Source organism: Bradyrhizobium sp. AZCC 1588, from assembly GCF_036924735.1.
GTDB lineage: Bacteria > Pseudomonadota > Alphaproteobacteria > Rhizobiales > Xanthobacteraceae > Bradyrhizobium.
Genome location: NZ_JAZHSC010000001.1, coordinates 2,247,545 through 2,273,478, shown reverse-complemented (window position 1 = coordinate 2,273,478; position 25,934 = coordinate 2,247,545). Strand labels below are relative to the sequence as shown.

At 62.9% G+C, this 25,934-nt stretch carries 26 protein-coding genes; 16 read left to right on the top strand and 10 right to left on the bottom strand.

Annotated elements, in window-relative coordinates:
* The first annotated feature begins 45 nt into the window (after nt 1–45).
* Together V1277_RS10660 and V1277_RS10655 are read left to right on the top strand one after the other, a co-directional pair.
* Nucleotides 46–798, top strand: coding sequence for a L,D-transpeptidase (locus V1277_RS10660; protein ID WP_334416116.1), 753 nt, complete (start codon nt 46–48; stop codon nt 796–798).
* A gap of 35 nt (nt 799–833) precedes the next feature.
* Nucleotides 834–1,475, top strand: a complete 642-nt coding sequence (locus V1277_RS10655) for a DUF2865 domain-containing protein (protein ID WP_334416115.1) — start codon at nt 834–836, stop codon at nt 1,473–1,475.
* 42 nt (nt 1,476–1,517) lie between these two features.
* Here V1277_RS10655 and V1277_RS10650 read toward each other — a convergent pair whose 3' ends face one another.
* Entirely contained in the window at nt 1,518–3,611 is a 2,094-nt protein-coding gene (locus V1277_RS10650) for a methyl-accepting chemotaxis protein (RefSeq protein ID WP_334416114.1), read from the bottom strand.
* 206 nt (nt 3,612–3,817) lie between these two features.
* Here V1277_RS10650 and V1277_RS10645 point away from each other — a divergent pair, with 206 nt between their 5' ends.
* The gene (locus V1277_RS10645; protein WP_156908724.1) at nt 3,818–3,970 is read left to right on the top strand and encodes a Thivi_2564 family membrane protein; all 153 of its coding nucleotides are present in this window, start codon (nt 3,818–3,820) and stop codon (nt 3,968–3,970) included.
* 51 nt (nt 3,971–4,021) lie between these two features.
* Here the strand turns inward: V1277_RS10645 and V1277_RS10640 are convergent, their stop codons facing one another.
* The 4 genes from V1277_RS10640 to cysD all read right to left on the bottom strand — a co-directional run bounded on the left by V1277_RS10640 (nt 4,022) and on the right by cysD (nt 9,415).
* On the bottom strand, nt 4,022–4,222 hold the full coding sequence (locus tag V1277_RS10640; protein WP_334372657.1) for a CsbD family protein: 201 nt from the start codon (nt 4,220–4,222) through the stop codon (nt 4,022–4,024).
* Nucleotides 4,223–4,315: 93 nt separating this feature from the next.
* A complete protein-coding gene (locus V1277_RS10635; protein WP_334416113.1) occupies nt 4,316–6,478 on the bottom strand; it encodes a malate synthase G in 2,163 nt (720 codons plus the stop codon).
* Nucleotides 6,479–6,679: 201 nt separating this feature from the next.
* Nucleotides 6,680–8,596 (bottom strand): adenylyl-sulfate kinase, encoded by a 1,917-nt coding sequence (gene cysC / locus V1277_RS10630; RefSeq protein WP_334416112.1) that lies wholly within the window; start codon nt 8,594–8,596, stop codon nt 6,680–6,682.
* A gap of 24 nt (nt 8,597–8,620) precedes the next feature.
* Nucleotides 8,621–9,415, bottom strand: coding sequence for a sulfate adenylyltransferase subunit CysD (gene cysD / locus V1277_RS10625; protein ID WP_028349295.1), 795 nt, complete (start codon nt 9,413–9,415; stop codon nt 8,621–8,623).
* Between the two features lie 253 nt (nt 9,416–9,668).
* On the opposite strand from cysD, the gene cysG reads away from it, so the two are divergent.
* From cysG to V1277_RS10565, 12 genes are all read left to right on the top strand, one after another.
* Nucleotides 9,669–11,105 (top strand): siroheme synthase CysG, encoded by a 1,437-nt coding sequence (cysG, locus tag V1277_RS10620; RefSeq protein WP_334416111.1) that lies wholly within the window; start codon nt 9,669–9,671, stop codon nt 11,103–11,105.
* On the top strand, nt 11,102–11,413 hold the full coding sequence (locus V1277_RS10615) for a DUF2849 domain-containing protein (RefSeq protein WP_065747452.1): 312 nt from the start codon (nt 11,102–11,104) through the stop codon (nt 11,411–11,413). The genes cysG and V1277_RS10615 overlap by 4 nt, the downstream gene beginning before the upstream one ends.
* A gap of 13 nt (nt 11,414–11,426) precedes the next feature.
* A complete protein-coding gene (locus V1277_RS10610) occupies nt 11,427–13,082 on the top strand; it encodes a nitrite/sulfite reductase (RefSeq protein ID WP_334416110.1) in 1,656 nt (551 codons plus the stop codon).
* Nucleotides 13,069–13,584 (top strand): DUF934 domain-containing protein, encoded by a 516-nt coding sequence (locus V1277_RS10605; RefSeq protein ID WP_334372666.1) that lies wholly within the window; start codon nt 13,069–13,071, stop codon nt 13,582–13,584. The genes V1277_RS10610 and V1277_RS10605 overlap by 14 nt, the downstream gene beginning before the upstream one ends.
* Nucleotides 13,581–14,312 (top strand): phosphoadenylyl-sulfate reductase, encoded by a 732-nt coding sequence (locus V1277_RS10600; RefSeq protein ID WP_442894468.1) that lies wholly within the window; start codon nt 13,581–13,583, stop codon nt 14,310–14,312. Before V1277_RS10605 ends, V1277_RS10600 begins: the two co-directional genes overlap by 4 nt.
* 137 nt (nt 14,313–14,449) lie before the next feature.
* Nucleotides 14,450–15,439, top strand: a complete 990-nt coding sequence (locus V1277_RS10595) for a sulfate ABC transporter substrate-binding protein (protein WP_334416109.1) — start codon at nt 14,450–14,452, stop codon at nt 15,437–15,439.
* 68 nt (nt 15,440–15,507) lie between these two features.
* On the top strand, nt 15,508–16,314 hold the full coding sequence (cysT, locus tag V1277_RS10590) for a sulfate ABC transporter permease subunit CysT (RefSeq protein WP_334372669.1): 807 nt from the start codon (nt 15,508–15,510) through the stop codon (nt 16,312–16,314).
* 10 nt (nt 16,315–16,324) lie between these two features.
* A complete protein-coding gene (cysW, locus tag V1277_RS10585) occupies nt 16,325–17,323 on the top strand; it encodes a sulfate ABC transporter permease subunit CysW (RefSeq protein WP_334416108.1) in 999 nt (332 codons plus the stop codon).
* Nucleotides 17,313–18,362: a sulfate/molybdate ABC transporter ATP-binding protein gene (locus V1277_RS10580; RefSeq protein ID WP_334372673.1), complete on the top strand. Its 1,050-nt coding sequence runs from the start codon at nt 17,313–17,315 to the stop codon at nt 18,360–18,362. Before cysW ends, V1277_RS10580 begins: the two co-directional genes overlap by 11 nt.
* Nucleotides 18,363–18,559: 197 nt before the next feature.
* The gene (locus V1277_RS10575) at nt 18,560–19,057 is read left to right on the top strand and encodes a CAP domain-containing protein (protein ID WP_334416107.1); all 498 of its coding nucleotides are present in this window, start codon (nt 18,560–18,562) and stop codon (nt 19,055–19,057) included.
* Nucleotides 19,058–19,193: 136 nt separating this feature from the next.
* Nucleotides 19,194–20,369 carry a patatin-like phospholipase family protein gene (locus V1277_RS10570; RefSeq protein ID WP_334416106.1) on the top strand — a complete coding sequence of 392 codons (1,176 nt, stop codon included), beginning with the start codon at nt 19,194–19,196 and terminating at the stop codon, nt 20,367–20,369.
* A gap of 5 nt (nt 20,370–20,374) precedes the next feature.
* The gene (locus V1277_RS10565) at nt 20,375–21,163 is read left to right on the top strand and encodes a 3-hydroxybutyrate dehydrogenase (RefSeq protein ID WP_334416105.1); all 789 of its coding nucleotides are present in this window, start codon (nt 20,375–20,377) and stop codon (nt 21,161–21,163) included.
* Nucleotides 21,164–21,327: 164 nt separating this feature from the next.
* On the opposite strand, the gene V1277_RS10560 is transcribed toward V1277_RS10565, so the two are convergent.
* The 4 genes from V1277_RS10560 to V1277_RS10545 form a co-directional block, all read right to left on the bottom strand.
* Nucleotides 21,328–22,155, bottom strand: a complete 828-nt coding sequence (locus tag V1277_RS10560; protein WP_334416104.1) for a sulfite exporter TauE/SafE family protein — start codon at nt 22,153–22,155, stop codon at nt 21,328–21,330.
* Nucleotides 22,156–22,371: 216 nt separating this feature from the next.
* Entirely contained in the window at nt 22,372–22,653 is a 282-nt protein-coding gene (locus V1277_RS10555; protein ID WP_334416103.1) for a type II toxin-antitoxin system RelE/ParE family toxin, read from the bottom strand.
* Nucleotides 22,650–22,871 (bottom strand): hypothetical protein, encoded by a 222-nt coding sequence (locus tag V1277_RS10550; protein ID WP_334416102.1) that lies wholly within the window; start codon nt 22,869–22,871, stop codon nt 22,650–22,652. Before V1277_RS10550 ends, V1277_RS10555 begins: the two co-directional genes overlap by 4 nt.
* A gap of 71 nt (nt 22,872–22,942) precedes the next feature.
* Complete coding sequence (locus tag V1277_RS10545) at nt 22,943–24,301, bottom strand: oligosaccharide flippase family protein (protein ID WP_334416101.1); 1,359 nt, start codon at nt 24,299–24,301, stop codon at nt 22,943–22,945.
* Between the two features lie 277 nt (nt 24,302–24,578).
* Between V1277_RS10545 and V1277_RS10540 the strand changes: the two genes are divergently transcribed.
* Complete coding sequence (locus V1277_RS10540; protein ID WP_334411825.1) at nt 24,579–24,851, top strand: hypothetical protein; 273 nt, start codon at nt 24,579–24,581, stop codon at nt 24,849–24,851.
* A gap of 134 nt (nt 24,852–24,985) precedes the next feature.
* On the opposite strand, the gene V1277_RS10535 is transcribed toward V1277_RS10540, so the two are convergent.
* Complete coding sequence (locus V1277_RS10535) at nt 24,986–25,819, bottom strand: protein-disulfide reductase DsbD domain-containing protein (protein WP_334372686.1); 834 nt, start codon at nt 25,817–25,819, stop codon at nt 24,986–24,988.
* Between the last annotated feature and the right edge of the window lie 115 nt (nt 25,820–25,934).

Sequence of the window (25,934 nt, the reverse complement as noted above, 5' to 3'; positions counted from 1 at the left end):
TGGAGCAGAGCATCCAGCGATGCACAATCCCACGGGGCAGGTCCCATGACACAGTCCTCCGATCGCCGGCCTTCGTCGCGCGTGGCGAGCGCGTTTGTTCTCGTCGCCGCCGTTTTGCTGATGCCGTTGAGTGCTGCGAACGCGCAGACGCGCGACTACGCATCCACCCAGCCGAATGGCTATCCCGCCGATGAGGTGATTGCGTCCGACGAGGGCGCGACGCCCGAACGGCTTCGCCGTGCTGTCGTCCCCTTCGGTACGACGGAGGCGCCGGGCACCATCGTCATCGATACCGGCAACACCACGCTCTATTATGTGCTCGGCCAGGGCCGGGCCATCAGGTACGGCGTCGGCGTTGGCCGCGAAGGCTTTACCTGGGCCGGGATGCAGACCATCAGCCGCAAGGCGGAATGGCCGGATTGGCATCCACCCAGCCAGATGATCGCGCGCCAGCCCTATCTGCCGCGCTTCATGGCCGGCGGTCCCGGCAATCCGCTCGGCGCGCGGGCGATGTATCTCGGCACCAGCCAGTACCGCATTCACGGCACCAACGATCCCTCGACGATCGGGAAATTCGTCTCGTCCGGCTGCATCCGCCTGATCAATGAGGACGTCATCGACCTGTTCAACCGTGTCGATGTCGGCACCAAGGTCGTGGTGCTGCCGAAGAAGGCGCCGGTCATGGCGCGCGGCGGGGATTCCAGGACCGCTCGTCCGGCCGCGGCGCATTTGCGCCCGGTCGTCGCCGCGCCTTCGGGCCGCCAGGCGATGAACCTGACGCCGCCGGAGCTGAACTGAATTGATGCCTGGTATTGCGTGAGAGGAGCCCGTTGATGCGATCGGGAAAACTGGCGGCATGGGGAGCAGCCGCGCTGGCGTGCGCGTTGGCGCTGGCGCCTGCCGCGCAGGCGCAGGACTTCTTCTCGCAACTATTCGGCGGATTCGCCCGCCCGCGCCATCAGCCAAATATCCAGATGCCCTTTCCCAATGACGACGGCCAGGTGTATGCGCCGCGCGGCGAGGGGCGCACCCGTTACGGCGGTGGCGGTCAGGCGTATTGCGTGCGAACCTGCGACGGGCGCTACTTCCCGCTCACAGCGTCCGACAACGCAAGCCGGGCGGCCTCCTGCAACAAGCTATGCCCGGCGAGCGAGACCAAGGTGTTCTACGGCAGCAGCGTCGACGACGCGGCCGCCGAAAACGGAAAAGCCTATTCGGAATTGCCGAACGCGTTCCGCTATCGCAACGAACTCGTCAGCGGCTGCACCTGCAACGGCAAGGACCAGGTCGGGCTGGCGCAGGTCAAGATCGAGGACGACCCGACGCTGCGCAAGGGCGACATCGTCGCCGGCGAGAACGGCCTCCTGGTCGTGGGCCGCAGCGGCGACAGGCGCGGCACTGAGCTGAACTTCTCACCCGCATCCGGAAAGGTCCGCGCCAAGTATGGGCGCGTGCCCGTGGTGGCGCGGGATTGAGAATGATTGCCGGCAAGCCCGGGCATGACGAGTGGAGGTGAACTACGCCGCGCGGATCTTGCCGAGGAACGCGGTGACCTGATTGCCGAGTTGCTGGCTCTGCGTCTCTAGCGTCTGGGAAGCCTGCTTGACGTCCTCGGCGGCGGCCGCGGCCGCGTCGGCATCAGCCTTCACGCCGGTGATGTTGTCGGACACATTCTTGGTGCCCTGCGCGGCAAACTGGGTGCTGCGGGTGATCTCCTGGGTCGCGGCTCCCTGTTGCTGCACGGCGGCGGCAATCGCGGTCGCGACCTCATTGACCTCGCCGATGATGCTGCCGATGCCCTTGATGGCGTCGATGGCCTCGCCGGCAACGCGCTGGATGTCCGAGATCTGCTCGGAAATCTCCTCGGTCGCCTTCGCGGTCTGGCTCGCCAGCGATTTTACCTCGGAGGCGACCACCGCAAAGCCGCGGCCGGCCTCGCCGGCGCGCGCGGCCTCGATGGTGGCGTTGAGTGCCAAGAGGTTGGTCTGTGCGGCGATGGTATTGATCAGGCCGACGACTTCGCCGATCCGTCCTGCCGATTGCGCCAATCCCTGAACGGTGCCGTCGGTGTTGCGCGCCTGGCCGACCGCGCGGCTGGCGATGCTGGCGGCATGCGCCGCCTGCTGGCTGATGTCGTTGATCGAGGCGCTGAGCTCTTCGGAAGCCGCAGCGACCGTCTCGACGCTCATCGAGGCGTCGCCGGAGGCCTTCTCGGCGACCTGGACGCGCTCGTTGGTCTGGCGCGAAATCGTCGAGAGGCCAGTCGAGGTGGTCCGCATCTGGCCGGAAGCATCGCCGAGCTGGTTGAGCGTCTGGCGCACCATGCCCTCGAACTCGCCGACATAGCTCTCGATCGCCTGCTGCCGCGCCATCGCGCCAGCGTTGCGCTCGCGCTCCTGCGCCTCGATCCGCGCCTTGTCGGCGGCCTGCTGCTTGAACGTCTCCAGTGCGCCGGCCAGCGCGCCGATTTCGTCGTGGCGCGCCGCATAGCCGGTATCGACGCCGAGGTCGCCGGCTGCGACTTTCAGCATGGCGTCGCGCATGGCGTGCAGCGGCTTGATGACGCGGCGGGTAACGATCGCCATGGCACCGAACGCCAGCGCCAGCGCGCCGATCAGCAATGCGAGCTGCATCGTCAGCGAGCGTTGGGCGGTGGAGCGCAGGTGCGCGGCGTGATCCTTGGCGGCGTCAAGCGCGGCCTCGGCCACGGCGACGGCGGCAGCGAGACGCCCAACCGTGACCGGGGTCCACTGGTTGGCGGTCAGTTCCGACTTCTCGCCGGCCGCAACCTGCGTCAGCAACCGGTCGCGCAGAGCGAGATATTGCGGCTCGAAATAGGCGGTTTTGGTTGCAGCCATGGCGCTCGAAATCGCCGGGGGCAACTGCATCCCCGCTGCCGTCAATTCCAGCGCGCTCCAGGCGGCGTCGATGCCGCCGCTGTATTTCGTATAGGCGAGCCTCCCCTCGGGCGAGACCTTCCCGGTGCTGAGCCCGGTCGAGACGATCAGCGAGGCCTCGCCGGCGGTGTTGCGCAACAGCCAGGCGATCTGCTTGATCGCCAGCAACTGGTCGATGGTCGCGTCTTGGTGATTGACGGCCGCACCCAGCGCCCTGGACAGCTTCTCCAGCGTTTCCAGCATGGCGCTGGCGGCGGCCATATACTCCTTGGCCAGCTCGGGTCGGCGCGCGGCCTTCGGCTTGGCCACGGCTTCCCAGAACTCCTTCTGCAGCGCCGTCATCGTCTTGTAGAGGCGGTCGAACTCGGGGACCAGCGTCTGGTGCTGCGCGAAGTCGATGCCGCCGAGCAGGCCGAGCGCGTTGCCCATCGCCGGCATTTCGGTGTCGCGGATGTTGCGCAGATACTTCTCGATATCGGCATCCATCGGCGCATCGGAATTCAAGAGCCGGTTGGTCGTGGAGCGATCGGTGCGCAGATTGTGCATCGCCTTGAACATGTTTGCGGAGGCGTCGGCGATGACCGCAATGCGGCTCGCCACCTGCAAGCGGCCCCAGGAGTCCCAGGCGCTAAGCGAAAATCCAACCACCACGCAGAATGAGGTGACGAGGATGACGGTTTTCAGCAGTGCGGATACGGTCAGACGGTTAAACATGATGCTCCCCCGAGGCGTCGTGGCCATTTGGAGGGCAAACGGTAAATACTTATCGAGTGAGAGCCCGCGTAGTACTACGAGGATTCCTTGAAATGGCTGCGATTTTCCAAGCGGGGTCGGTTCCGTGACGCGGAACCCGGCGCGCTTGTTCACGTTAACAAAACACTACCAGCGCATTTTCCGGCCAACGCCGAAGGGGGCTTCGCATGCTTGTCAGCATACTCATCACGTTCCTGGTCGTTATCCTCGTCCTCTATCTCATCAACCTCCTGCCGATCGACGGCCGCGCCAAGCAGATCGCCCGCGTCGTGGTGATCATTCTGGGCGTGATCTCGCTGTTGAGATACATCTCGGTCTAAAACGAAAAGCCCCGACGGATGCGGGGCTTTTGGTGTTCGGAAAGCGAGGGCCTACTTCAAGGTCTTGAACCAGTCGTCCACGTCCTTGCGGATCTGGTCCTTGGCGAAGCCGTAGCGCTGCTGCAGCTTGCCTTCGAGTTGTTCGCGGCGGCCCTCGATGACGTTCAGATCGTCATCGGTAAGCTTGCCCCACTTCTCCTTGGCGGAGCCCTTGAACTGTTTCCAGTTGCCTTCAACCCTGTTCCAATCCATCGCCATCTCCTCCTCTTGGTATGGCGATCAACGGACAAAAAGCTCGGGCGTTCCGCCAGAATCGATGCGGCATCGTGACGTGTCGCGGCGGGCTCAGCCCGCCGCCTTTGCCTCGCGGCGGCGCGCGGTGAGGATGTATTCGGTGTAGCCGTTCGGCTGCTCGCGGCCCTTGAAGACGAGATCGCAGGCGGCCTGGAAGGCAACGCCGTCGAACGAAGGCGCCATCGGCTTGTAGAGCGGGTCGCCGGCATTCTGCTTGTCGACGACGACGGCCATGCGCTTCATCGATTCCATCACCTGATCCTTGCTGACGACGCCATGCGCCAGCCAGTTCGCCAGATGCTGGCTGGAAATCCGCAACGTCGCGCGGTCTTCCATCAGGCCGACATCATGGATGTCGGGTACCTTGGAGCAGCCGACGCCCTGGTCGATCCAGCGCACGACATAGCCGAGGATGCCCTGGCAGTTGTTATCGATCTCCTGCTTCACGTCATCGGGCGCCCAGTTCGACTGCGAAACCGGAATAGTGAGGATGTCGGAGAGTTTTGCGCGCTGGCCGCCCTTGGCGAGCTCTTCCTGTCGCGCGATCACGTTGACCTGATGATAATGCAGCGCGTGCAGCGTGGCAGCGGTCGGCGACGGCACCCACGCCGTGGTCGCGCCGGCCTGCGGATGGCCGAGCTTCTGGCTGAGCATGTCGGCCATCTTGTCGGGCGCCGCCCACATGCCCTTGCCGATCTGGGCATGGCCGGGCAGGCCGTCGATCAGGCCCATGTCGACGTTCCAGTCCTCATAGGCCTTGATCCAGGGCTGCGCCTTCATGTCGTTCTTGCGGATCATCGGACCCGCTTCCATCGAAGTGTGAATCTCGTCGCCGGTGCGGTCGAGGAAGCCGGTGTTGATGAAGCAGATGCGCTTCGAGGCGTTCTGAATGCAGGCCTTCAGGTTCACCGTGGTGCGGCGCTCCTCGTCCATGATGCCGACCTTCATGGTATTCTCGGGCAGTCCGAGCAGCTTTTCCACCTCGCTGAACAATTCACAGGTCAGCGCGACTTCATCGGGGCCGTGCATCTTCGGCTTGACGATGTAGACCGAGCCGGTGCGGCTGTTCCTGACCTTCGAATTGCCCTTGAGGTCGTGGATCGCGAGCAGACCGGCGACCGCAGCATCCAGAAGTCCTTCCGGAATCTCCTCGCCCTTTTCATCGAGCACGGCGTCGGTGAACATGTGATGGCCGACATTGCGCATCAGCAGCAGGCTGCGTCCGTGCAGCGTCAGCTCCTTGCCGTCGGGCGTCTTGTAGACGTGGTCAGGGTTGAGAGATCGTTGAACAGTCTTGCCGCCCTTCTCGAAATCGGCCGAAAGCGTGCCGTTCATCAGGCCGAGCGTGTTGCGATAGACCAGCACCTTGTCTTCGGCATCGACGGCGGCGACCGAATCTTCCATGTCGAGAATGGTGGAAACCGCCGATTCCAGAATCATGTCGGCGACACCGGCCGGATCGTCCTTGCCGATCGCATGATTGCGGTCGATCTTCACTTCGACATGCATACCGTTGTTGACGAGCAGGACCGCGGAAGGTTGGGCGGCATCGCCCTGGTATCCGGCGAACTGCGAGGCAGATTTTAGCGCGGTGGCGTTGCCGCTCTTCAGTTTCACCGCGAGCTGGCCGGCGATGACGCTGTACGACGTCACATCAGTGTGACTGCCGGTTGCGAGCGGCACGGCGGAATCGAGGAACGCCTTGGCCTTGGCGATCACCTTGTCGCCGCGCCCCTTGTTGTAGCCGCGGCCAGCCTCGCTCGGATCATGCGGAATCGCGTCGGTGCCGTAGAACGCGTCATAGAGCGAGCCCCAGCGGGCATTCGCCGCGTTCAGCGCGTAGCGGGCATTGGTCAGGGGAACGACGAGCTGCGGTCCGCAAATCTTGCCGATCTCCTCGTCGACATCGGATGTCTCGACCTTCTGCGTAGCCGGCTCGGGCAGGAGATAACCGATTTCCTTCAGGAACGCCGTATAGGCGTTCATGTCGAACGCCTTGCCCTTGTTGGCGCGATGCCAGCCGTCGATCTTGACCTGCAGCGCGTCGCGCAGGGCGAGCAGCTCGCGATTTTTCGGCCCGAGCTTTTTGACGATGGCGGCGACGCCGGCCCAGAATGCATCTGGGGAAATCCCGGTCTTGGGAGTTGCCTCCTTGGCGATGAAGTCGAACAGGACAGGGGCGATCTTCAATCCGTGGGCATCGACACGATTCATGACGGGCTTTCTCAGGTAAAAACTGGCGTTCAATGGCTGGTTTTCAGACGAAAACAGCAAAAAACGCGCCAAAGGGGCGGCATTGGCCGCCCTTTTAGCCCTAAAGCCGGGTCGATGAGAAGGCCCCAAAAGGAAGTGGAAGGCCTTATTTGGACGCGTTTTCTTTACGCGAACCGGTGTCCACTTCGCTCGAAAACGCTTTTAGATGTTCGCTGCTAGATCGACCAGTTCGTCGAACAGAATGCCGGTCTCCGCCAGCATTCGCTCGATCTCGTCGGTTGCGTCCGAAACCGTGCGCGCAGAGGTATCGATGCGGAGCTCCGCTTGAGCCGGCGGCTGGTAGTCGTTGCCGATGCCGGTGAAAGCCTGCAACGTGCCGGCGCGCGCCTTGGCGTAGTGGCCCTTGGGGTCGCGGCTCTCGCAGACTTCGGCCGGCGTCGCGACATAGATTTCGCGGAACGAAGCGTCGGCGATGCGGCGCGCGGCTGCGCGATCGTCGGCCGATGGCGAGACCGCCGCGACGACGGCAATGTGTCCGTTGCGCGCCAGATGAGTTGCGACTTCCGCCAGTCGCCGGATGTTTTCGGTGCGGTCCTGCGCGGAGAAGCCGAGATCGCCGTTGAGGCCGGCGCGCAGGGTGTCGCCATCGAGCAGGATGGGCGAACCACCGCGCGAAAACAGCCGTCGCTCGAGTGCGCGCGCCAGCGTCGATTTGCCCGAGCCCGGCAGGCCGGTCAGCCAGATCACTGCGCCGTTGTGGCGGTAGCGCGCCGAGCGCTCTTCGGGGCGCAATGCGGATTCCACCGGCACGATGTCGATCGGAACGGCGCGCTGTCCGGCATCGACCGACAGCACGAGGCCGCCGCCGGCGATGCGGCCGTTGACCTCGATTACCAGCCGACCGGTGCGCGAATTTTCCTGATAGGGATCGGCCGCGATCGGCTGCGCCAGCGAAATGTCGATTTCGCCGACGTGGTTGCGCGCGATCGCCGTGGTCTCCTCGTTGGAGAGTTCACCGGGATCGACCGCCTTCTCGATCGCGACAACGCTGGCGCGGGTTTCCCGCGTGCCAAGGCGGATCAGGATCTGATCGGCCTTCGACAGCGGCTTGTCGTGCAGCCAGAAAATGCGGGCGCGAATCCGCCGCGTGTCGCGCGGGGTAGCTCCCGCATGGGCGATGACGTCGCCACGCTCGATGAACAATTCGCGGTCGAGCGTGATGCCGACCGAACGGCCCGCGCCATGGCTGCCGTTGAGCGGCGTCACCGGCCAGCTCTCCACGCTCTTGATCTTCGCGATCTTGCCGGAGGGCATGATGACGATTTCATCGCCGGCACTCAGATGTCCTGACTCGATGCGGCCCGCCACGATGCGGCGGTCGTCGAACTTGTAGATCGCCTGCACCGGCAGCCGCAGCGCCAGTTGCTCCAACGGCCGCGCCGGCTCAAGCGCGTCAAGCGCTTCGACGACGGTCGGTCCCTGGTACCAGCCGATCCGTGGCGTCTGCTCCGCAACGCCGTCGCCGTCACGCGCGGAAATCGGAATCACCGCCGAGGGCGTCACGCCAAGGCCGATGAGATGCGCCGAAATTTCGTCGCTGATCGCCTTGAAGCGATCCGCGCTGAAATCGACGCGGTCCATCTTGTTGACGACGATCGCGACCTGCTTGATGCCCAACAGATGCAGCAGATAGCCGTGACGCCGGGTCTGGTCGCGCACGCCTTCCAGCGCGTCGATGATCAGCACCGCACCGTCGGCCTGCGAGGCGCCGGTGATCATGTTGCGCAGAAATTCGGCATGGCCGGGCGCGTCGATCAGTACGACGTCGCGCGAGCGGGTGCGGAAGCGGATTTGCGTGGTGTCGATGGTGATGCCCTGGTCGCGCTCGGTCTGCAGCGCATCGAGCAGGAACGACCATTCGAACGGCATGCCGCGCCGTGCGCTGACTGCTTTGAGCATCTCCAGCTTGCCCTCGGGCAGGCTGCCGGTCTCGTGCAGCAGGCGGCCGACCAGCGTGGATTTGCCGTGATCGACGTGACCGACGATGACGATGCGGACTTGCGGGCGGGTGGTGCCGTTCGGTGTTGCCGAAACGCTGGCAGGCAGGATCATGTTCATCGCAACGCTCACAGCAAATGTCCGTTAGAGATAGCCGGCGACACGCAGCCGCTCGAAAGCATCTTCGGTTTCATGATCCAGCGCGCGGCCGGCGCGCTCCGGCACCTTGGTGCCGTCGAGCTCGGCGAGGATCTCGTCGATGCTGGAAGCGGTCGACGCTACCGGATTGGTGATGTCCTGATCGCCCAGCGAGCGATAGCGCTTGCCGTCCTTCGAGAGATAGAGCGGAATGATCGGAATGTTTTCGCGCTTGGTGTAGGCCCAGATGTCGGCCTCGGTCCAATGCAGGATCGGATGGACGCGTAAATGTGCGCCTTGCGGCACTGATGCGTTGAATTGGTCCCAGAACTCCGGGGGCTGATCGCGCACGTCCCAACCGCCTTCGAGCCCGCGCGGCGAGAACACGCGCTCCTTGGCGCGCGTGGCCTCCTCATCGCGGCGGATGCCGGCAATCAATCCGTCGAAACCATATTTGGTCAGCGCCCACTTCAGCCCTTCGGTCTTGCGGGCGGCCGAACGTGCGGCCGGCGGTAGCGTTGGATCGACGGCATCGATCGACGGGCAGGGTTCGACCTTCAGATCGAGATCCCACTCCTTTCCGAAGCGGTCGCGGAAGGCGTACATCTCGGCAAATTTCTTGCCGGTATCGACGTGAAGCGCCGGAAACGGCACGCGGCCGAAGAAGGCTTTGCGCGCCAGCCAGATCATCACGTTGGAATCTTTTCCGAGCGACCACAGCAACGCGAGTTTTTTCAACCGCGCGAACGCCTCGCGCAGAATGTAGATGCTCTGCGCCTCGAGCTCGTCGAGATGATCCATCGAGGGCGGCGGCAGCCGTCCATCGGTGAAAATTTGTTCGACGGTGGCGCCGCTTTTGCGGTCGGCGCCACGCAACCGGTCTTTGGCAGAGTCGGGATTGAGAAGATGCATCTCTGGGCCTTGGCCTTGGAGGGCGAAAATTCTATAGTTGCGACGCAATAGAGAAGAAATAATTTTCTCTTTGCGGGCGTTGAACGAGACATATATAGAAAATAATTCCAGTCAACCCCGAAGTGGGGGAAGCGAGTTTCGCATGCGATTTCTGCCCGTGTTTCTCGATCTGCAAAGCGGCGTGGTGCTGCTCGTCGGAGCAGGCGAACTCGTGCGCGCGAAGCTGCGCCTCTTGGCATCGGCCGGCGCAAACATTCGCTGGTATGCGACCGACGGCAGCCATGACGTTCCGGGCCTCGATGCGGCCGCTGCCGCGCGGATCGAATGCGCAACCGGCGATCCGCTCACGGCCGATCTCGCGGGTGTCATCGCGGTGCTCTGCGCCGGCGCCGGTGATATCGGCGTCGCGATGTCAGTGCGCGCGAAGGCGGTCGGTCTGCCCGTCAACGTGATGGACGATCTCGCGCATTCCACTTTCATCTTTCCGGCGATCGTCGATCGCGGCGACGTCGTCGTCGCCGTCGGCACCGGCGGCGCGTCGCCGGTGGTCGCGCGCCGCGTGCGCGAGCGCATCGAAGCGGTGCTGCCGGCGCGCATCGGCGATCTCGCCGCCTTCATCGGCAGCTTCCGTAAATCGATGCATGCGCGCATTCCCGAATTTGCGCTGCGCCGCCGCTTCTGGGAGCGCGTGATCGACGGCCCGATCGGTGCGCTGGTTCTGGCTGGGCGCAAGGCCGAGGCGGAAACCGCGCTGAATGAAATCGCCGATCCCTCCGCCTTCGCCGGCGCGAGCAAGGACGGCAAGGCCGAGGGCAGGGTGACGCTGGTCGGCGCGGGGCCGGGCGATCCGGATCTGCTCACCATCAAGGCGCTGCGCGCGCTGCAGGATGCCGACGTCGTTTTCTACGACGAGTTGGTGTCGCCGGAAATTCTCGATCGCGTGCGCCGCGACGCTTCGCGCATTCCGGTCGGCCGCCGCGTCGGCAAGCCCGGCATCGGCCAGGATGCGATCAACAAATTGCTGATTGAAGCTGCAAAATCTGGACAGCGCGCGGTGCGGCTGAAGGGTGGCGATCCCTTCATCTTCGGCCGTGGCGGCGAGGAGATCGAAGTGTTGCGCGCAGCAGGCGTCGCCTATTCGGTGGTGCCGGGCATCACCGCAGGCCTCGGCGCTGCCGCGCAGTTCGAAGCGCCGCTGACTTACCGGCATGAGGCGCTGCGCATCACTTTCCTGACCGCGCACAAGGCAAAGGACGCCGAGAACGTCGACTGGTCGGTGCTGACAGACAAGAAGATGACCATCGTCGTCTATATGGGCATGACCGCCGCGCCGTCGGTCCGCGCGGGCCTGTTGGCTGCCGGCCGGTTGCCGCAAACGCCCGTCGGCGTGTTCGCGCGGGTGACGCGGCCGGATGCGCAGGCCGTGGTCGGGACGCTCGAAAATCTTCCCGCGCTGGTCAAAAAAATCGATGGCGGCCCCGCCATCCTCATCATCGGCGACGTCGTCGCGCATTCCGCGCCGTGGCGCCAGTCCAACCTCAACCAAGTCATCTCAAAACTATTGGATGCTGCCGAATGACCTCTCCGCTCGAACAAAAGAAAATCAGAATCACCGGGCCGTCGGTAGTGACCGCCAACCGCACCTGGGATGGCGCCGTAGTCTACCGGACCGCACAACAGGGGTGGTCGACCGCTCTGTCCGACGCTGCGATCGTGAGCACTTCGGATGACGCGCGTGCGTTACTCGCCGAAAGCGCGGCCGATGACGTCGGCGCGGTCGGTGCCTATATCGCACCGGTCGAGCTCAAAGGCGGGGTGGTCAAACCCGGCAATCTCCGTGAACACATCCGGTCGAAGGGCCTCACCATCGACCTTCTTCCGGCCTAAAGGCTGATCCATCATGTATGCATATGACGAACTCGACCGCACGCTTATCAACGAGCGTGTTTCGGAATTCCGCGATCAGGTGAAGCGCCGCCTCTCGGGCGAACTCACCGAGGACGAATTCAAGATGCTGCGGCTACAGAACGGCGTGTACCTGCAACTGCACGCCTACATGTTCCGCATCGCGATCCCCTATGGCACGCTGTCATCGAAGCAGTTGCGCCGGCTCGCCCATATTGCCCGCCGCTACGATCGCGGTTACGGCCATTTCACCACGCGGCAGAACATCCAGTTCAACTGGATCAAGCTTGCCGAGTTGCCCGATGCGCTGGCCGAGCTTGCCGAGGTCGGCATCCACGCGATGCAGACCTCGGGCAATAACATGCGCAACGTCACCTCGGACCAGTGGGCGGGCGTCGCGCCCGGCGAGGTCGAGGATCCCCGCATCTGGTCGGAGATCCTGCGTCAGCACACCACGCTGCATCCGGAATTCTCGTTCCTGCCGCGTAAGTTCAAGATTGCGATCACCGCATCCGAGCACGACCGTGCCGCGATCAAGATCCATGACATCGGCTTGCGCCTGCACAAGAACGCCGACGGCGAGACCGGTTTCGAGGTGCTGGTCGGCGGCGGCCTCGGTCGCACGCCGTTCATCGCCAAGACCATCAAACCGTTCGTAGCGGGCCGCGACATTCTCAGCTACGTCGAGGCGATCCTGCGCGTCTACAACCAGTACGGCCGCCGCGACAACATCTACAAGGCGCGCATCAAGATCCTGGTGCATGAGCTCGGCATCGAGAAGTTCGCGCGTGAGGTCGACGAGGAATGGCGGCAGATGGGCCACAGCGCTCTAACGCTCGACCATTCCGTCATTGAGGAGGTGCGTTCGCGCTTCTCCTATCCGGCCTACGAGAAGCTTCCGCACATGCCGGACGAGCTGAAGCAGGCCGCGCATGATCCACTGTTCGAGCGCTGGCGCAAGAACTCGGTGGCCCCGCACAAGGTGCAGGGTTATTCGATCGTGACGCTGTCGCTGAAGCCGGTGGGCGGCCCGCCCGGCGATGCCACCGCCGATCAGATGGATGCGGTCGCCGATCTCGCCGACAAATACTCCTTCGGCGAAATCCGCGTCGGCCACGAGCAGAATCTGGCGTTGCCGCATGTTGCCAAGCGCGACCTGCCGCAGTTGTGGAAGGCGCTCGACCGTCTCGGGCTCGCCACGCCGAACGTCAATCTGGTCACCGACATCATCGCCTGCCCGGGGCTCGACTACTGCTCGCTCGCCAATGCGCGCTCGATTCCGATCGCACAGGAATTGACCCGGCGTTTTGCCAACCACGACACCGCCGACATGATCGGCCGTCTGCACATCAACATCTCGGGCTGCATCAACGCGTGCGGCCATCACCATGTCGGCCATATCGGCATTCTCGGCGTCGAGAAAAACGGCGAGGAGTTTTACCAGATCACGATCGGCGGCCGCGCCGACGAGAACGCGCAGATGGGCGCGCTGATCGGCCCGGCCGTCCCCTATGCGGAAGTTGCCGACGTGATCGAAGACATTGTCGAAGCCTATCTCGCGCTGCGCGACCGTCCCGAAGAATTGTTCGTCGATACGGTCAAGCGTCTGGGCGTCGAGCCATTCAAGGAGCGGGTCTATGCCACTCGTTAAGCAGGGAAGAATCACCACCGACCTGTTCGTCCATGTTGCCGACGGCGCCGAATTGCCGGGCGACGGAGCGGTCCTCATTTCGGCGGCGCGGTTCCTCGAAGATCCGGAAGCCATTCTCAAGCGCGCCGGCAAAACCGGCGTGATCTGGCCGAACAGCCGCGCCGTCGACGACCTCGTGCCCTATCTCGACCGCCTGGCCGCCGTCGCGCTGGTGTTCCCGACCTTCCGCGACGGCCGTGCCTACAGCCAGGCGCGCTTGTTGCGCGAGCGGCATGGCTATGACGGCGAGCTGCGCGCCACCGGCCAGGTGCTGCGCGACCAGTTCGTGTTCATGTCGCGCGCCGGCTTCGACGCGTTCGAGGTGAAGAAGGATGCCGACGCCGATGCCTTCGCCGAGACCATGAAGCGCTATTCGGTGTTCTACCAGCCGACCGGCGACGGCCGCGTCACCGCGCTGAACCGGCGGATGCAGTTGCGTCATTCGGAGAGTGCCGGCCAGTGAGCACGATTTCACAGCAGGTGGTCGCCGCTGAAGCAGCGATCCTTCATTCGGCGCAGACGCTCGACCATACCTTGCGCGACGCTTCGCCGGCGCAAGTCATTGAAACCGCGCTGAAGACTGTCGGCCGCGAGCAGCTTGCGCTGGTGTCGTCATTCGGCACGGAATCGGCAGCGCTGTTGAAGGTGATGGCCGACGTCGATCCCGCGATTCCCGTGATCTTCCTCGATACCGGTTGGCTGTTTGAGGAGACGCTCGCCTATCGCGATACGCTGATTGCTGCGCTTGGTCTCCGCGACGTCCGCTCGATCAAGCCGCTGGCAGAAGCGCTCTCACGCCAGGATCCCGATCGCGAATTATGGTTTTCCGACCCCGACGCCTGCTGTCGTATCCGCAAAGTAGAGCCGCTGGCGCGGGCGCTCAAACCGTTCTCGGCCTGGATCAACGGACGCAAGCGTTTTCAGGGCGGCGCGCGCGCTGAGATTCCCGTTGTCGAGGACGACGGCAACAAGCTGAAATTCAATCCCTTCGCCAACGTGTCGCGCGAAGAGATCGAGGCGATCTACAAGCTCACCAAATTGCCGCCGCATCCGCTGGTCGCCTCGGGCTACCTGTCGGTCGGGTGCATGCCGTGCTCGAGCCGGACGGCGCCGGACGAGGACGCCCGCGCCGGCCGTTGGCGCGGCAGGCCCAAGACGGAATGCGGCATCCATACGACCAAAACTTCGTAGAGTCCGGACTTTATAGGACAAGGAAGCTGCGGAACCGCAAACATTGAAATGCGGTTTCGTTGACTAAGCGGCCTTCCGTCGCGACTTATGCATTCGTGGTTGATGATGTGCTTCGTCAAGCCGAATGGAGATCAACGATGATCCGTCGCATTCTGCCGCTTGTTGCCGGATTGCTCTGGGCGGGTTCGGCCTTCGCCGCCGATCATACCCTGCTCAACGTGTCCTACGATCCGACGCGCGAGCTCTACGCCGATTTCAACAAGGCGTTCGCGGCGGCTTACCAGAAAGCGAACGGCAAGAGCGTCGAGATCAAGCAGTCGCACGGCGGCTCCGGCTCGCAGGCGCGCGCGGTAATCGACGGGCTGCAGGCCGATGTCGTCACGCTGGCGCTGGCCTATGACATCGACGCCATCGCTGCGAAGGGGCTGGTGGCGTCGGATTGGCAGAAGCGCCTGTCGCTGAATGCATCGCCGTATACTTCGACGATCGTCTTCCTGGTGCGCAAGGGTAACCCCAAAGCCATCAAGGATTGGGACGATCTGATCAAGCCCGGCGTGCAGGTGATTACGCCTAACCCGAAGACCTCGGGCGGCGCGCGATGGAATTACCTGGCGGCTTGGGGCTTTGCCGAAAAGAAATTCGGTTCCGCCGAAAAGGCGAGGAAGTTCGTCGCCGATCTCTTCAAGAACGTTCCGGTGCTCGATACCGGCGCGCGCGGCTCGACGGTAACCTTCGTCGAGCGCGACGTTGGCGACGTGTTGCTGGCGTGGGAAAACGAGGCATTGCTGGCGCAGCGCGAATTCGGCAAGGGCAAATTCGCGATCGTCGCGCCGCCATTGTCGATTCTCGCCGAGCCGCCGGTTTCGGTCGTTGACAAGGTTGCCGATAAAAAAGGCACGCGAGCCGTCGCCGAAGCCTATCTGAAGTATTGGTATACCAAGGAAGGCCAGGAAATCGCCGCGCGCAACTCCTATCGTCCGCGCGATGCGGAAATTGCGAAGGAGCACGAAAAATCCTTCGCCAGGATCGAACTTTTCACAATCGACGACGTTTTCGGCGGTTGGACCAAGGCGCAGAAAGATCACTTCGGCGAAGGCGGCATTTTCGACCAGATCTACAAGAATTGATCTGGCCAACGTCAGCCGTAGCGGAAGCAGGGGGATTTGTGAGCACAGCGGTTGCACGGCGCACGAGCTTGCCCGGGTTCGGTTTGACCATGGGCCTGACGCTGACGTGGCTCTCCGTTATCATCCTCATCCCGCTCGCCGGTCTGTTCCTCAAGACGCTCGAGCTTTCGCCCGCGCAGTTCTGGGAAATTCTCACCAGCCGCCGCACGCTGAATGCGCTGAGGATTTCGTTCGGTCTCTCCTTTGCCGCAGCCTGTGTCAACCTGGTGATGGGCACCATCATCGTGTGGGCGCTGGTGCGCTACCGCTTTCCGGGCCGGCGGATATTCGATGCCATCGTCGACATTCCCTTTGCGCTGCCGACCGCGGTTGCGGGTGTGGCGCTGACGCAATTGTTCGCACAGAAGGGATGGCTCGGCGCGCCGCTGGCTGAGCTTGGCATCAAGGTGGCGTTCACGCCGATCGGGATCTTTATCGCGATGGTTTTCATCGGCATCCCCTTCGTGGTGCGCACGGTTCAGCCCGTCCTGATCGATCTCGATCCGGAGATCGAGGAAGCGGCCGCAAGCCTTGGCGCCAACCGCTGGCACACGGTGTTTCGGGTGATTTTGCCGAGCCTGATTCCGGCACTGCTGACCGGCTTCGCGCTGGCGTTCGCGCGCGCGGTCGGCGAATACGGCTCGGTGATCTTCATCGCCGGCAATCTGCCCAACGTATCGGAGATCGCGCCACTGCTGATCGTGATCCGGTTATCCGAATTCCGCTACGCCGATGCGACGGCGATTGCCGTCGTCATGCTGCTGGCTTCGTTCGTGATCATCTTAGCCGTCAATCGCCTGCAACGCTGGGCGCAAACCCGCATTCCCGCGCATTGAGGGCCGACCGATGTCGACGCAAACGAGCTTTGTCACTCCGGCGACGCCGCTAAAGGCCTACGCGTCAACGGCGGGCGCGGCCATTTCCTCGCTGTCGCGCCGCGAAGCGCGCGAGCGTCCGCGGGCGATTGCTTCACCCAAGGATTTTCGGACCGAGCCCGGGCCGGTCCGCTTTGTCATCATCGCGCTTGCCGTCAGCTTCCTCACCATCTTTGTCGTGCTGCCGCTGGTCGTGGTGTTCGCATCGGCCTTGTCGAAAGGGTTTGGCGCCTATTTCGCCGCGCTGGCCGAACCGGAGGCGCTGTCGGCAATCCGGCTGACCCTGCTGGTGGCGGCGATTTCGGTCGGTCTCAATCTCCTGTTCGGGGTGATCGCGGCTTGGGCGATCGCAAAGTTCGATTTTCCTGGCAAGACCTTCCTGGTCACGCTGATCGACCTGCCGTTCTCGGTCAGTCCGGTCATTTCGGGCCTTGTCTTCGTGCTGCTGTTCGGTGCTCAGGGCTATTGGGGCACCTGGCTGCAGGCGCACAACATCCATATTCTGTTTGCCGTGCCCGGCATTGCGCTCGCGACCATCTTCGTGACGTTTCCGTTTGTGGCCCGCTCGCTGATCCCGCTGATGCAGGAGCAGGGCACGCAGGAGGAGGAAGCCGCGATCTCGCTGGGAGCGTCAGGCCTGCAGACCTTCTTCCGCGTCACTCTGCCCAATATCAAATGGGGCCTGTTATATGGCGTACTGCTGTGCAATGCGCGCGCCATGGGCGAGTTCGGCGCGGTATCGGTGGTGTCGGGCCATATCCGCGGCGAGACCAACACCATGCCGCTACTGGTCGAGATCCTTTATAATGAGTATCAGTTCGTAGCCTCGTTTGCGATCGCCTCGCTCCTGGCGATGCTGGCCTTGATCACGCTGGTCGTGAAGACCATTCTCGAACAGCGTTTGGATGAAGGACAAACCCCAAGCGACGATCTAAGAGACGATCTAAGGGACGATCCGCGTGACCATTGAAGTCAAAAACATCGTCAAGAAATTCGGCGCGTTCGCAGCCCTCGACAACGTCGATCTGAAGGTCGGCAAGGGCGAATTGCTGGCGCTGCTTGGCCCATCCGGTTCGGGCAAGACCACGCTGCTGCGGATTATCGCCGGCCTCGACTGGCCCGATGCAGGCGAGGTGCGGATCGATGGCGAGGATGCACTCGGCCACGGCGCCAGCGAGCGCCATGTCGGATTCGTGTTTCAGCACTACGCGTTGTTCCGCCACATGACGGTGTTCGAGAACGTCGCCTTCGGCCTGCGCGTGCAGCCGCGCGCCGTTCGCAAGGATGAGGCCACGATCCGTGCCCGCGTCAAGGAATTGCTTGACCTGGTGCAGCTCGACTGGTTGGCAAACCGCTATCCCAGCCAATTGTCGGGCGGCCAGCGGCAGCGCATTGCGCTCGCGCGCGCGCTTGCGATCGAGCCGCGCATCCTCCTGCTCGACGAGCCCTTCGGCGCGCTCGACGCGAAGGTGCGGAAAGAGCTGCGGCAATGGCTGCGTTCGCTGCATTCCGAAATCCACGTCACCTCGATCTTCGTCACCCACGACCAGGAAGAGGCGCTGGAAGTCGCCAACTGCGTGGTGGTGATGGACAAGGGGCGCATCGAGCAGATCGGCACGCCCGGCGATGTCTATGACAATCCGGCGACCGCCTTCGTCCACGGCTTCATCGGCGAATCTATCGTGCTGCCGGTCGAGGTCTCAGGCGGCTCGGTGCGGCTCGGCGGCCGGCCGCTCAATATTGCCGCCGATGGTGCAGCCTCCGGCGCCTCAAAGCTGTTCGTCCGTCGCCACGACATGCAGATCGGGCCCGCCGGAACCGGCTCGCTGGAGGGCGCGGTGCGCCATGTCCGCTCGTTCGGCCCGATCCAGCGGGCGGAGATCGCGTTGACGGGCGGGGAGGACAAGACCGTGATCGAGATCGACGCCCCCCGGGACCGGGAACTCCAGGCCGGCGAAATCATCAGCCTGCAACCCCGCCGCTACCGGATTTTTGCCGCGCAGGATTGACGACGAAGTCGTCATTCCGGGGCGCGAAGCGAACTATGGGGCGCCCTTGCGCCCCTGAGAATCTCGACATTCCGGGTCTGGTGCTAGCGCACCATCCCGGAATGACGTCGAAACGACGGCCCGTTCACCATTCAGCCACGGTTGGTATGCAACAAGCGGCCATCCAGGCTTAGGGGCTTCTTCGGGGGATTCTTTCAGTGAAACGGGCGACCACCGCCATTATCGGCTTATTGCTGCTTGCCGGCTGCTCGGCAGACGTCAAGATTCCGGAACAGCCGGCCATGTATCTCGACATGGCCCAGCCGGGCGCCACGCTCGACCCCGTGGCGGCGGCGATCCTGATCTCGCAATATCGTCAGAACAACGGCCTCGGCGCTGTCGTGGTCGATCCTGATCTGATCAAACTGGCGGAGCAGCAGTCCCAGGCGATGGCGGCCCGCAACAAGATGGACCACAATGCGAAGGCCCCGCTGGAGAAGCGGCTGGGGGCCTCAGGCTATCCGGCGAAGCTTGCCGTCGAGAATATCTCGGCCGGCTATCACACGATGGCGGAAGCCTTTTCCGGTTGGCGCGACTCGCCGCCGCACAAGGCCAATATGCTCAAGAACGGTGTCACAAAATTGGGCATCGCGGCGGTTTACGCTCCAAACACCAAATACAAGGTGTTCTGGACGCTCATCCTTGCATCAACCTGAGGCAACGCCGGATGCGGGCATCGGCGTCTCACAAAGCGATAAACTCGGCGTGATCCTTGCTCGATCTTGCCTGATTGACGCCGTCGCGAACTGTCGCCACGGTGCCCCGGTCATTGTCCACTAGCCGACGGTCACGATGGATCATTACGATACCGCGCCGGCAACCACGCCCGCCAAAGCGCAGCGTGTGCTGGTCCTGCAAGGCGGCGGCGCGCTCGGCTCCTATCAGGCAGGTGCCTTTCAGGCGCTGTGCCGCTCGGGGTTCGAACCCGAATGGATCGCGGGCATTTCGATCGGCTCCGTCAATGCCGCGATCATTGCCGGCAACGAAGGCGAAAAGCGCGTCGATCGGCTGAAAGAATTTTGGGAGATGGTGTCATCTCCGGTGCCATGGAAGCCCGTCGCATCAGGCGACCGCGCGCGCTCGCTGTTCAACGAGACCAGTGCCGCGCTGATTGCGACCTTCGGCGTACCGGGCTTCTTCACGCCGCGCATTCCGCCTGCACCCTTGTGGCCGCCGGGCAGCCGGCAATCGCAAAGCTATTACGACACTGCGCCGCTGAAGAAAACGCTGGAGCGGCTGGTCGACTTCGACCGCATCAACGATCTGAAGACGCGGCTCAGCGTCGGCGCGGTCGGGGTAACCTCGGGCAATCTGAAATATTTCGACAATTTCGAGTTCAGGAGGCTCGGCAAGAGGATCGGCCCGGAGCACATCATGGCCTCCGGCGCGCTGCCGCCTGGCTTTCCTTCCATCGAGATCGAAGGCGAGCACTATTGGGATGGCGGCATCGCCTCCAACACGCCGCTCGATTATGTGCTGGGCGAGGAAACCAACCGCGATCTCCTGATCTTTCAGGTCGATTTGTTCAGCGCGCGCGGCGAATTGCCGACATCGCTGCTGGAGGCCGCAGAGCGCGAAAAGGACATCCGCTATTCCAGCCGCACCCGCATGACTACCGACAAGAACAAGCAGGTGCACAACGCGCGGAAGGCGCTGCGCGAGTTGCTCGGAAAGCTGCCCGATGATCTCAAGAGCGATCCGTCGGTGGCAGTTCTCTGCAACGCGGCCAAGGAAAACACCGTCACCGTCGTGCATCTGATTTACAAGAGCAAGAACTACGAAACGTCATCCAAGGATTACGACTTTTCGCATGTCGCCATGGTCGAACACTGGAACGCAGGCGTCCGCGACGTTCATCTGTCGATGCGTCACAAGGATGTGTTGGAGCGTCCGCAATCCGGCCAGACCATGGCGGCCTACGATATGACGGGGGATGTTTGGAAGACCGCCGCAGGCAAGCAGGAGTGAATGGAATGGGTACGTTAAAAGGCAAGACCGCTGTCGTGACCGGCTCGACAAGCGGCATCGGATTGGCTTACGCGCGCGCTTTTGCTGCCGCCGGCGCAAATGTCGTCCTCAACGGCATGGGCGTGCCGGCCGATATCGAGCGCGAGCGTTCCGGCATCGAGACCGACTTCAAGGTCCGCGCCGTGCACTCGCCCGCCGACATGACCAAGCCCGCCGAGATTGCCGAAATGGTCGCGCTTGGCGAGAAGACGTTTGGTTCGGTCGATATCCTCGTCAACAATGCCGGCATCCAGTTCGTCTCGCCGATCGAGGAGTTTCCGCCCGAGAAGTGGGAAGCCATTATCGCCATCAACCTGTCGTCGGCGTTCTACGGCGTCCGTGCCGCAGTCCCCGGCATGAAGAAGCGCGGCTGGGGCCGTATCATCAACACGGCTTCCGCGCATTCGCTGGTCGCGTCGCCGTTCAAGGCGGCCTATGTCTCGGCCAAGCACGGCATTGCCGGCCTCACCAAGACGGTGGCGCTGGAGCTTGCGACGTTCAAGATCACCTGCAACTGCATCAGTCCCGGTTACGTCTGGACGCCGCTGGTGGAAAAGCAGATTCCCGACACCATGAAGGCGCGCAGCCTGACCAAGGAGCAGGTCATCAACGACGTGTTGCTGCAGGCGCAGCCGACCAAGGAGTTCGTGACCTCCGAACAGGTCGCCGCACTGGCACTGTTTCTGTGTAGCGACGATGCCGCCCAGATCACCGGCGCCAATCTATCGATCGATGGCGGATGGACCGCGGCATAGCAATTGCGAACGAGGAATTTCGAACGGCCCTGGAAGCGCGGCTAGAGCCCGGTTCTGATTGAATCAGAGCCGGGCTCTAGGTTTTTTGTTTTGACGCGTTTTCTTGACGCGAACCGGTGTCCACCCCGGATCAAGTCCGGGGCAGGCTTTCGCTGGAAAACGCGCTAATGGGCGACGCTCCCGGTCACGGCTGCGATACTCTGGGAAAAATGCAGCTCACTGAAGCCGAGCTTGCTGGCCACCAGAATCAGGACTGAGGCCAGCACCACCCTCAGCACCGTCTCCGGGACGCGAACCGCGCAGTAGCTGCCGATCACGATGCCGGGCAACGATCCGACCAACAGCACACTCATCAGCGCCCAATCGACCGAACCCAGCGCCCAGTGTCCGATGCCGGCCACCAGCGTCAGCGGCACGGCATGTGCGATGTCGGAGCCGACAATGCTCGCCATCGGCAGGCGCGGATAGAGCAGCAACAGCGCGGTGACGCCGACTGCGCCGGCACCTACGGATGAAATCGAGACCAGCACACCGAGCGCCACGCCGACCATCACGGTCGCGCGGCCGGTCGCCGCGGCATCGAACCCTTCCATGCGCCGGCGATAGTGATCCATTATCGCCCTGCGGAAGATCAACGATGTCGCCGTAAGGAGGAGTGCGAAGCACAGCACCAGATTGACCAGGCTGCGCGCGGACTCCCCCTTGAGCTCGAGTTGCCACAGCACGAGCAATGTAACGACGCTTGCCGGGATGCTGCCGCTGGCGAGACGCATCACTGCCGGCCAGTGGATGCTGCGTGCAAAGCCATGCACCAGGCTGCCGCCCGTCTTGGTGGCCGCGGCATATAGAAGGTCGGTGCCGACAGCGGTCGACGGGTGGATGCCGAATAGCAGAATCAGCAACGGCGTCATCAGCGAGCCGCCGCCGACACCGGTCATCCCGACCAGCAGGCCGACGCCGAATCCCGAGGCAACGTAAAGTGGATCAATCATTTCCGGGTGCAAGTTCCATGTGGCGTGAGCGAGTATATATCAACGCAGGGGATAAACGTCCTATCGATGGCGGTGCATCGAGTGAAATAAGAATATTTCATACGCGCATCGGAATCCGGTGGTTATTTCCCCCAATTTGCCGGTGCAGAGCGAAACCGGTATCCTCCCTCGCCGATGCTGTCGACGCGCCTGGCGGAGCCCTACTGGTCAATCTCGTTAACGGGCCGTCGCGACGTGTGTCGGATGTGCAGGATATCGATCGTGTCCTTGCGCACACGATAGAAAAATCCGGAACGGATAACGCAGGACTGTTACGACACGAACTTGAGATCGCTGCGAGACTCTCGGAGCAGATTCAGGGACGCGGCAGATGCGCTCGATGACATCTTCCAGCCGCCGTCCCACGGAATCAGCTATCGCGGAGCTTGCGTTGGCCGCGTAATAGGCCGAAATTCCATCGAGATCAGCGAGCGCTCGTCTCGAATAGACGAGCTTCATGCTTTGCGAAACTTTGCAAAGGCTGTCTTGAGTTCAGCGTCGGTCGCGGTCTCGCCGGCGTCGATCGAGGCCATAGCCGCGTCAATGATCCGCAATTCCTCCTGAGTCGCCTGATAGTCCTGCCCTTGCAGCTCATTCTCGATCTGGTTTGCGATCGCAACAAGCTCATCCTGTGCCTCTTCAGGCCAGGCTTGAACGCGTTCCAGCAAATTCTTCAAGTCGGTCGCAGTCATGAGGAGAATATATCATGCAGGCGGCCGTCTTCCAACCGCTCCAGTGGTCTGTAGGATCAGCGCTTCCCGAACGCCAGCACATGTAGTCCGAGCCGCCGGCGCACGATCCAAAACAGCAGCACCGTCTCGAACGTCAGCGAGATCGAGGTCGCGGCCGCCGCGCCGTGGCCGCCGAAGCGGGGCACCAGGACGACACACAGCACAACGTTCATGACAAAGGCGAGCGCATAGGCCAGCGCGCAGATGTGCTGGTGGCCGAGCATGTTCAGGAGCCGCTCAACCGGTCCGATGGCGGAACGCACCACAAGGCCAATCGCTGCAATGAACATGATGTCATAGCCGACGACGAATTGCGGTCCGAACAACCACAATAGCGGCTTGCCCAGCGCCAACAGCAGAATGGTCGCGCCGAGCGACGGCCAGAACGTCCACTGGATCGCATGCGCCACATAGGCCGACAGCCGCGGCTTATCGCCCTGCGCGTGATACTCGGCAAAGCGATGCGCAGTCGAAGCCCCCATCGCGTAGTGAATGAAGGAGACCAGCGCCAGCGTCTTCACCACGGCAAAGTAGACGCCGACCTCTTCCGAGGAACGGAATTGCTGCAGCACCAGTACGTCGGTGTAGGACAACAGCAGATAAAAGCTCTCTACCAGCAGGATCGGCAGCGAGACCGCGAGCCAGCCGCGGAAGTCATAGGCCCGGGGACCGGGCTCGATGTGGCCGCCGAGCTTGCGATTGAGCACAATCATCTGGCCGATCATCGCGATCCATACCGCCGCGGCGCTGGCCCACATCGCGGCGGTGGCGCCGAGATTGAAGCCGAGCACGAAGGCGCCGGCGGTCAGGCCAATGATCAGCGACTGGCGCACGATGAACTGCGGCACCAGGCCAAGCCGCATCCAGTCGTGCGAGCGGGCGATGCCGTCCTGGGTGTTGGCGACGACGAACGCCGGCAATGTCAGGCAACCGATGTAGAGTGGAACGATCGCGTTGCCGTCGATCCACGGCGACAATCCCTTCACCATACCCGCCAGCAGCAGCGAGACGATGGAGGAGACTGCGAACGTCATCCATCGGCTGCCGGAGAGAAAGCCGCGCAGCAGCGCATGCTCGCCGCGTGTACGATATTCCGGAATGAGCTTCTGCGCGGATGCCGAGATGCCGAAATCCATCATGCTGCCGAGCAGCAGCACCCAGGTCCAGACATAGACATAGACGCCGTAGTCCGAGCCGCCCATCCAGCGCGCCAGCAGGATCTGCGAGAAATAGGCAAGCGCCGCGCTGAAGACGCGGATCACGAAGATCGTGCTGGCCAGCCGCCTTGTAACGGAGGCTTCACTGGAGCCGCCAAGCAGCGCCCGCAGGCGCGCGATCACGCCACCAGGCGAAGCGGTTGCGGATTGCGAATCCATTACGGCCACAACGGTACATCCCCGAAACGTGCCGCGAGGCGGCGGCGACGATCGGATGTATCAACCATTCGTTAAGATTCGGTTGGGTGGCCTGCTGATCGCTCTCGAATCGCATTCCGCTGAATTGCTGCCGCCCAAAACTGCGAAACGATGAAGTTCTTAGGAATAAAGTGGCTGAGCCGCCCGATGCCGATGAGGCCCGCGGGTCTCTTGGGAACTTTTCTGGCTTTTTGTAATTTTCAGCTTCGGTCGCATGGTGCGGCCGGGGAGGAAAAATATGAAACTACTGCTTGTCACCGCTGTAACGATCACCACCGCGCTGGCTGTCAGCCCGGCTTCTGCCCAGAAGGCTTCTGCCCAGAAGACGGGTTGCACAAGCGAAAACATGGCCAAGCTCGTCGCGTCCGGTAACGCTATGCCTGATAGCCCCGGCAAATTTGCGATGATGAAAGAGATGGGCGCGGCGAATGCCGCCATGTCAAAGGGCGACATGCGTAGCGCTTGCAAGAGCTATATGCGCGCTCAGCAAATGAGCGGCCAGAAGAGCTAGGAGGACAGGTTGCTTCCGAGGAGAGCCGGCGAGCGCCGGCTCTCCTCGGACTACAAAGCGTAGCTGCACCGGGGCGGAAACACGTCGCGGCATCATGGCGCGGCTGCGCACATCCGCAGGGACACTAGATTGCGTCAATTCAAGCTGACGTTGAACTCGTAGGCCCGGTCACCGCCGACCAGCGTCAGTTTGAGCGCGGCGCCTTCCGGACTGGCGCCGGGTGGCAGGCCGTCGAGTTCGAAGGCAAAGCGTTTGACGCCGGGCGGGCCTTGCTCCACGAGCTTGGGAACCGGCAACGCCCAGTCGGGCGTCGGCCCCTCGGCGAACAGGTTGACCTCCTTGGCCTCGGGCGCGGTCACGTCGACCAGCACATTCTTTCCCTCGCGCTTGACGTCGCGGATGGTCAGCGGATTGGTGTCCCCGACATTGGCCGGCTTCGGCACCGCATTGAGCGCATCGGACAATGTGCCGTCCTCGGTGCTTGCCACGCTGGCAAAAGCGAGTTCGGCATGGGCTTCGACGGGAATGCAGAGCTTTTCGCAAACCGCGTAGCTGATGTGGGTGCGCAGCGTCACCGGCTTGTCGGCATTCTTGGCGACGATCCGCAACGGCAGCACGACCTGTTGCTTGTATCCCAGCGCGGTGCCGCCTGCGCCGTCGTCGAATTTCATCGGTGCTGGCCACAGCACCGTCACAGCTTCGACATTGTCGGATTTGGAGAAGTCGAAGCGGGGTGGCACGCCGGAATCCCCGGGCGTCCGCCAATAGGTCTTCCATCCCGGCTGCAACTGGATGGCTACGCCGCCGAGCAACACCGCGCCGCTGCGTGATCCCGCCAGCAACCGTACCGCGGAATGGGCGTCGTGTTGCCACGGCGAAGCATCCTGGGCGCGAACCTCCGACGCCGCACACGCGACACTCAATGCGGCGACGCCGAGTGCGGCGCGCAGGGGAACTAGGACGCTCATGGCACGTCTTTACAGGCAAGTTTGGAGGCAAACCATTGAATTGCGTGTGATCGGCAGCCGAATGATGCCGGAAGCTTGATTGACAGAAACCGCACCCGATATCAGGATATGAACC

Excerpts from the sequence above, each read along its gene's own strand:
- V1277_RS10660 (WP_334416116.1), top strand. The coding sequence starts at position 46 with ATGACACAGTCCTCCGATCGCCGGCCTTCGTCGCGCGTGGCGAGCGCG.
- V1277_RS10655 (WP_334416115.1), top strand. The coding sequence starts at position 834 with ATGCGATCGGGAAAACTGGCGGCATGGGGAGCAGCCGCGCTGGCGTGC.
- cysG (WP_334416111.1), top strand. The coding sequence starts at position 9,669 with ATGCGATTTCTGCCCGTGTTTCTCGATCTGCAAAGCGGCGTGGTGCTG.
- V1277_RS10650 (WP_334416114.1), bottom strand. The coding sequence starts at position 3,611 with ATGTTTAACCGTCTGACCGTATCCGCACTGCTGAAAACCGTCATCCTC.
- V1277_RS10610 (WP_334416110.1), top strand. The coding sequence starts at position 11,427 with ATGTATGCATATGACGAACTCGACCGCACGCTTATCAACGAGCGTGTT.
- cysC (WP_334416112.1), bottom strand. The coding sequence starts at position 8,596 with ATGAACATGATCCTGCCTGCCAGCGTTTCGGCAACACCGAACGGCACC.
- V1277_RS10595 (WP_334416109.1), top strand. The coding sequence starts at position 14,450 with ATGATCCGTCGCATTCTGCCGCTTGTTGCCGGATTGCTCTGGGCGGGT.
- cysW (WP_334416108.1), top strand. The coding sequence starts at position 16,325 with ATGTCGACGCAAACGAGCTTTGTCACTCCGGCGACGCCGCTAAAGGCC.
- V1277_RS10560 (WP_334416104.1), bottom strand. The coding sequence starts at position 22,155 with ATGATTGATCCACTTTACGTTGCCTCGGGATTCGGCGTCGGCCTGCTG.
- V1277_RS10545 (WP_334416101.1), bottom strand. The coding sequence starts at position 24,301 with ATGGATTCGCAATCCGCAACCGCTTCGCCTGGTGGCGTGATCGCGCGC.
- V1277_RS10540 (WP_334411825.1), top strand. The coding sequence starts at position 24,579 with ATGAAACTACTGCTTGTCACCGCTGTAACGATCACCACCGCGCTGGCT.
- V1277_RS10555 (WP_334416103.1), bottom strand. The coding sequence starts at position 22,653 with ATGAAGCTCGTCTATTCGAGACGAGCGCTCGCTGATCTCGATGGAATT.
- V1277_RS10635 (WP_334416113.1), bottom strand. The coding sequence starts at position 6,478 with ATGAATCGTGTCGATGCCCACGGATTGAAGATCGCCCCTGTCCTGTTC.
- V1277_RS10645 (WP_156908724.1), top strand. The coding sequence starts at position 3,818 with ATGCTTGTCAGCATACTCATCACGTTCCTGGTCGTTATCCTCGTCCTC.
- V1277_RS10615 (WP_065747452.1), top strand. The coding sequence starts at position 11,102 with ATGACCTCTCCGCTCGAACAAAAGAAAATCAGAATCACCGGGCCGTCG.
- V1277_RS10535 (WP_334372686.1), bottom strand. The coding sequence starts at position 25,819 with ATGAGCGTCCTAGTTCCCCTGCGCGCCGCACTCGGCGTCGCCGCATTG.
- V1277_RS10605 (WP_334372666.1), top strand. The coding sequence starts at position 13,069 with ATGCCACTCGTTAAGCAGGGAAGAATCACCACCGACCTGTTCGTCCAT.
- cysD (WP_028349295.1), bottom strand. The coding sequence starts at position 9,415 with ATGGATCATCTCGACGAGCTCGAGGCGCAGAGCATCTACATTCTGCGC.
- V1277_RS10565 (WP_334416105.1), top strand. The coding sequence starts at position 20,375 with ATGGGTACGTTAAAAGGCAAGACCGCTGTCGTGACCGGCTCGACAAGC.
- V1277_RS10640 (WP_334372657.1), bottom strand. The coding sequence starts at position 4,222 with ATGGATTGGAACAGGGTTGAAGGCAACTGGAAACAGTTCAAGGGCTCC.
- V1277_RS10570 (WP_334416106.1), top strand. The coding sequence starts at position 19,194 with ATGGATCATTACGATACCGCGCCGGCAACCACGCCCGCCAAAGCGCAG.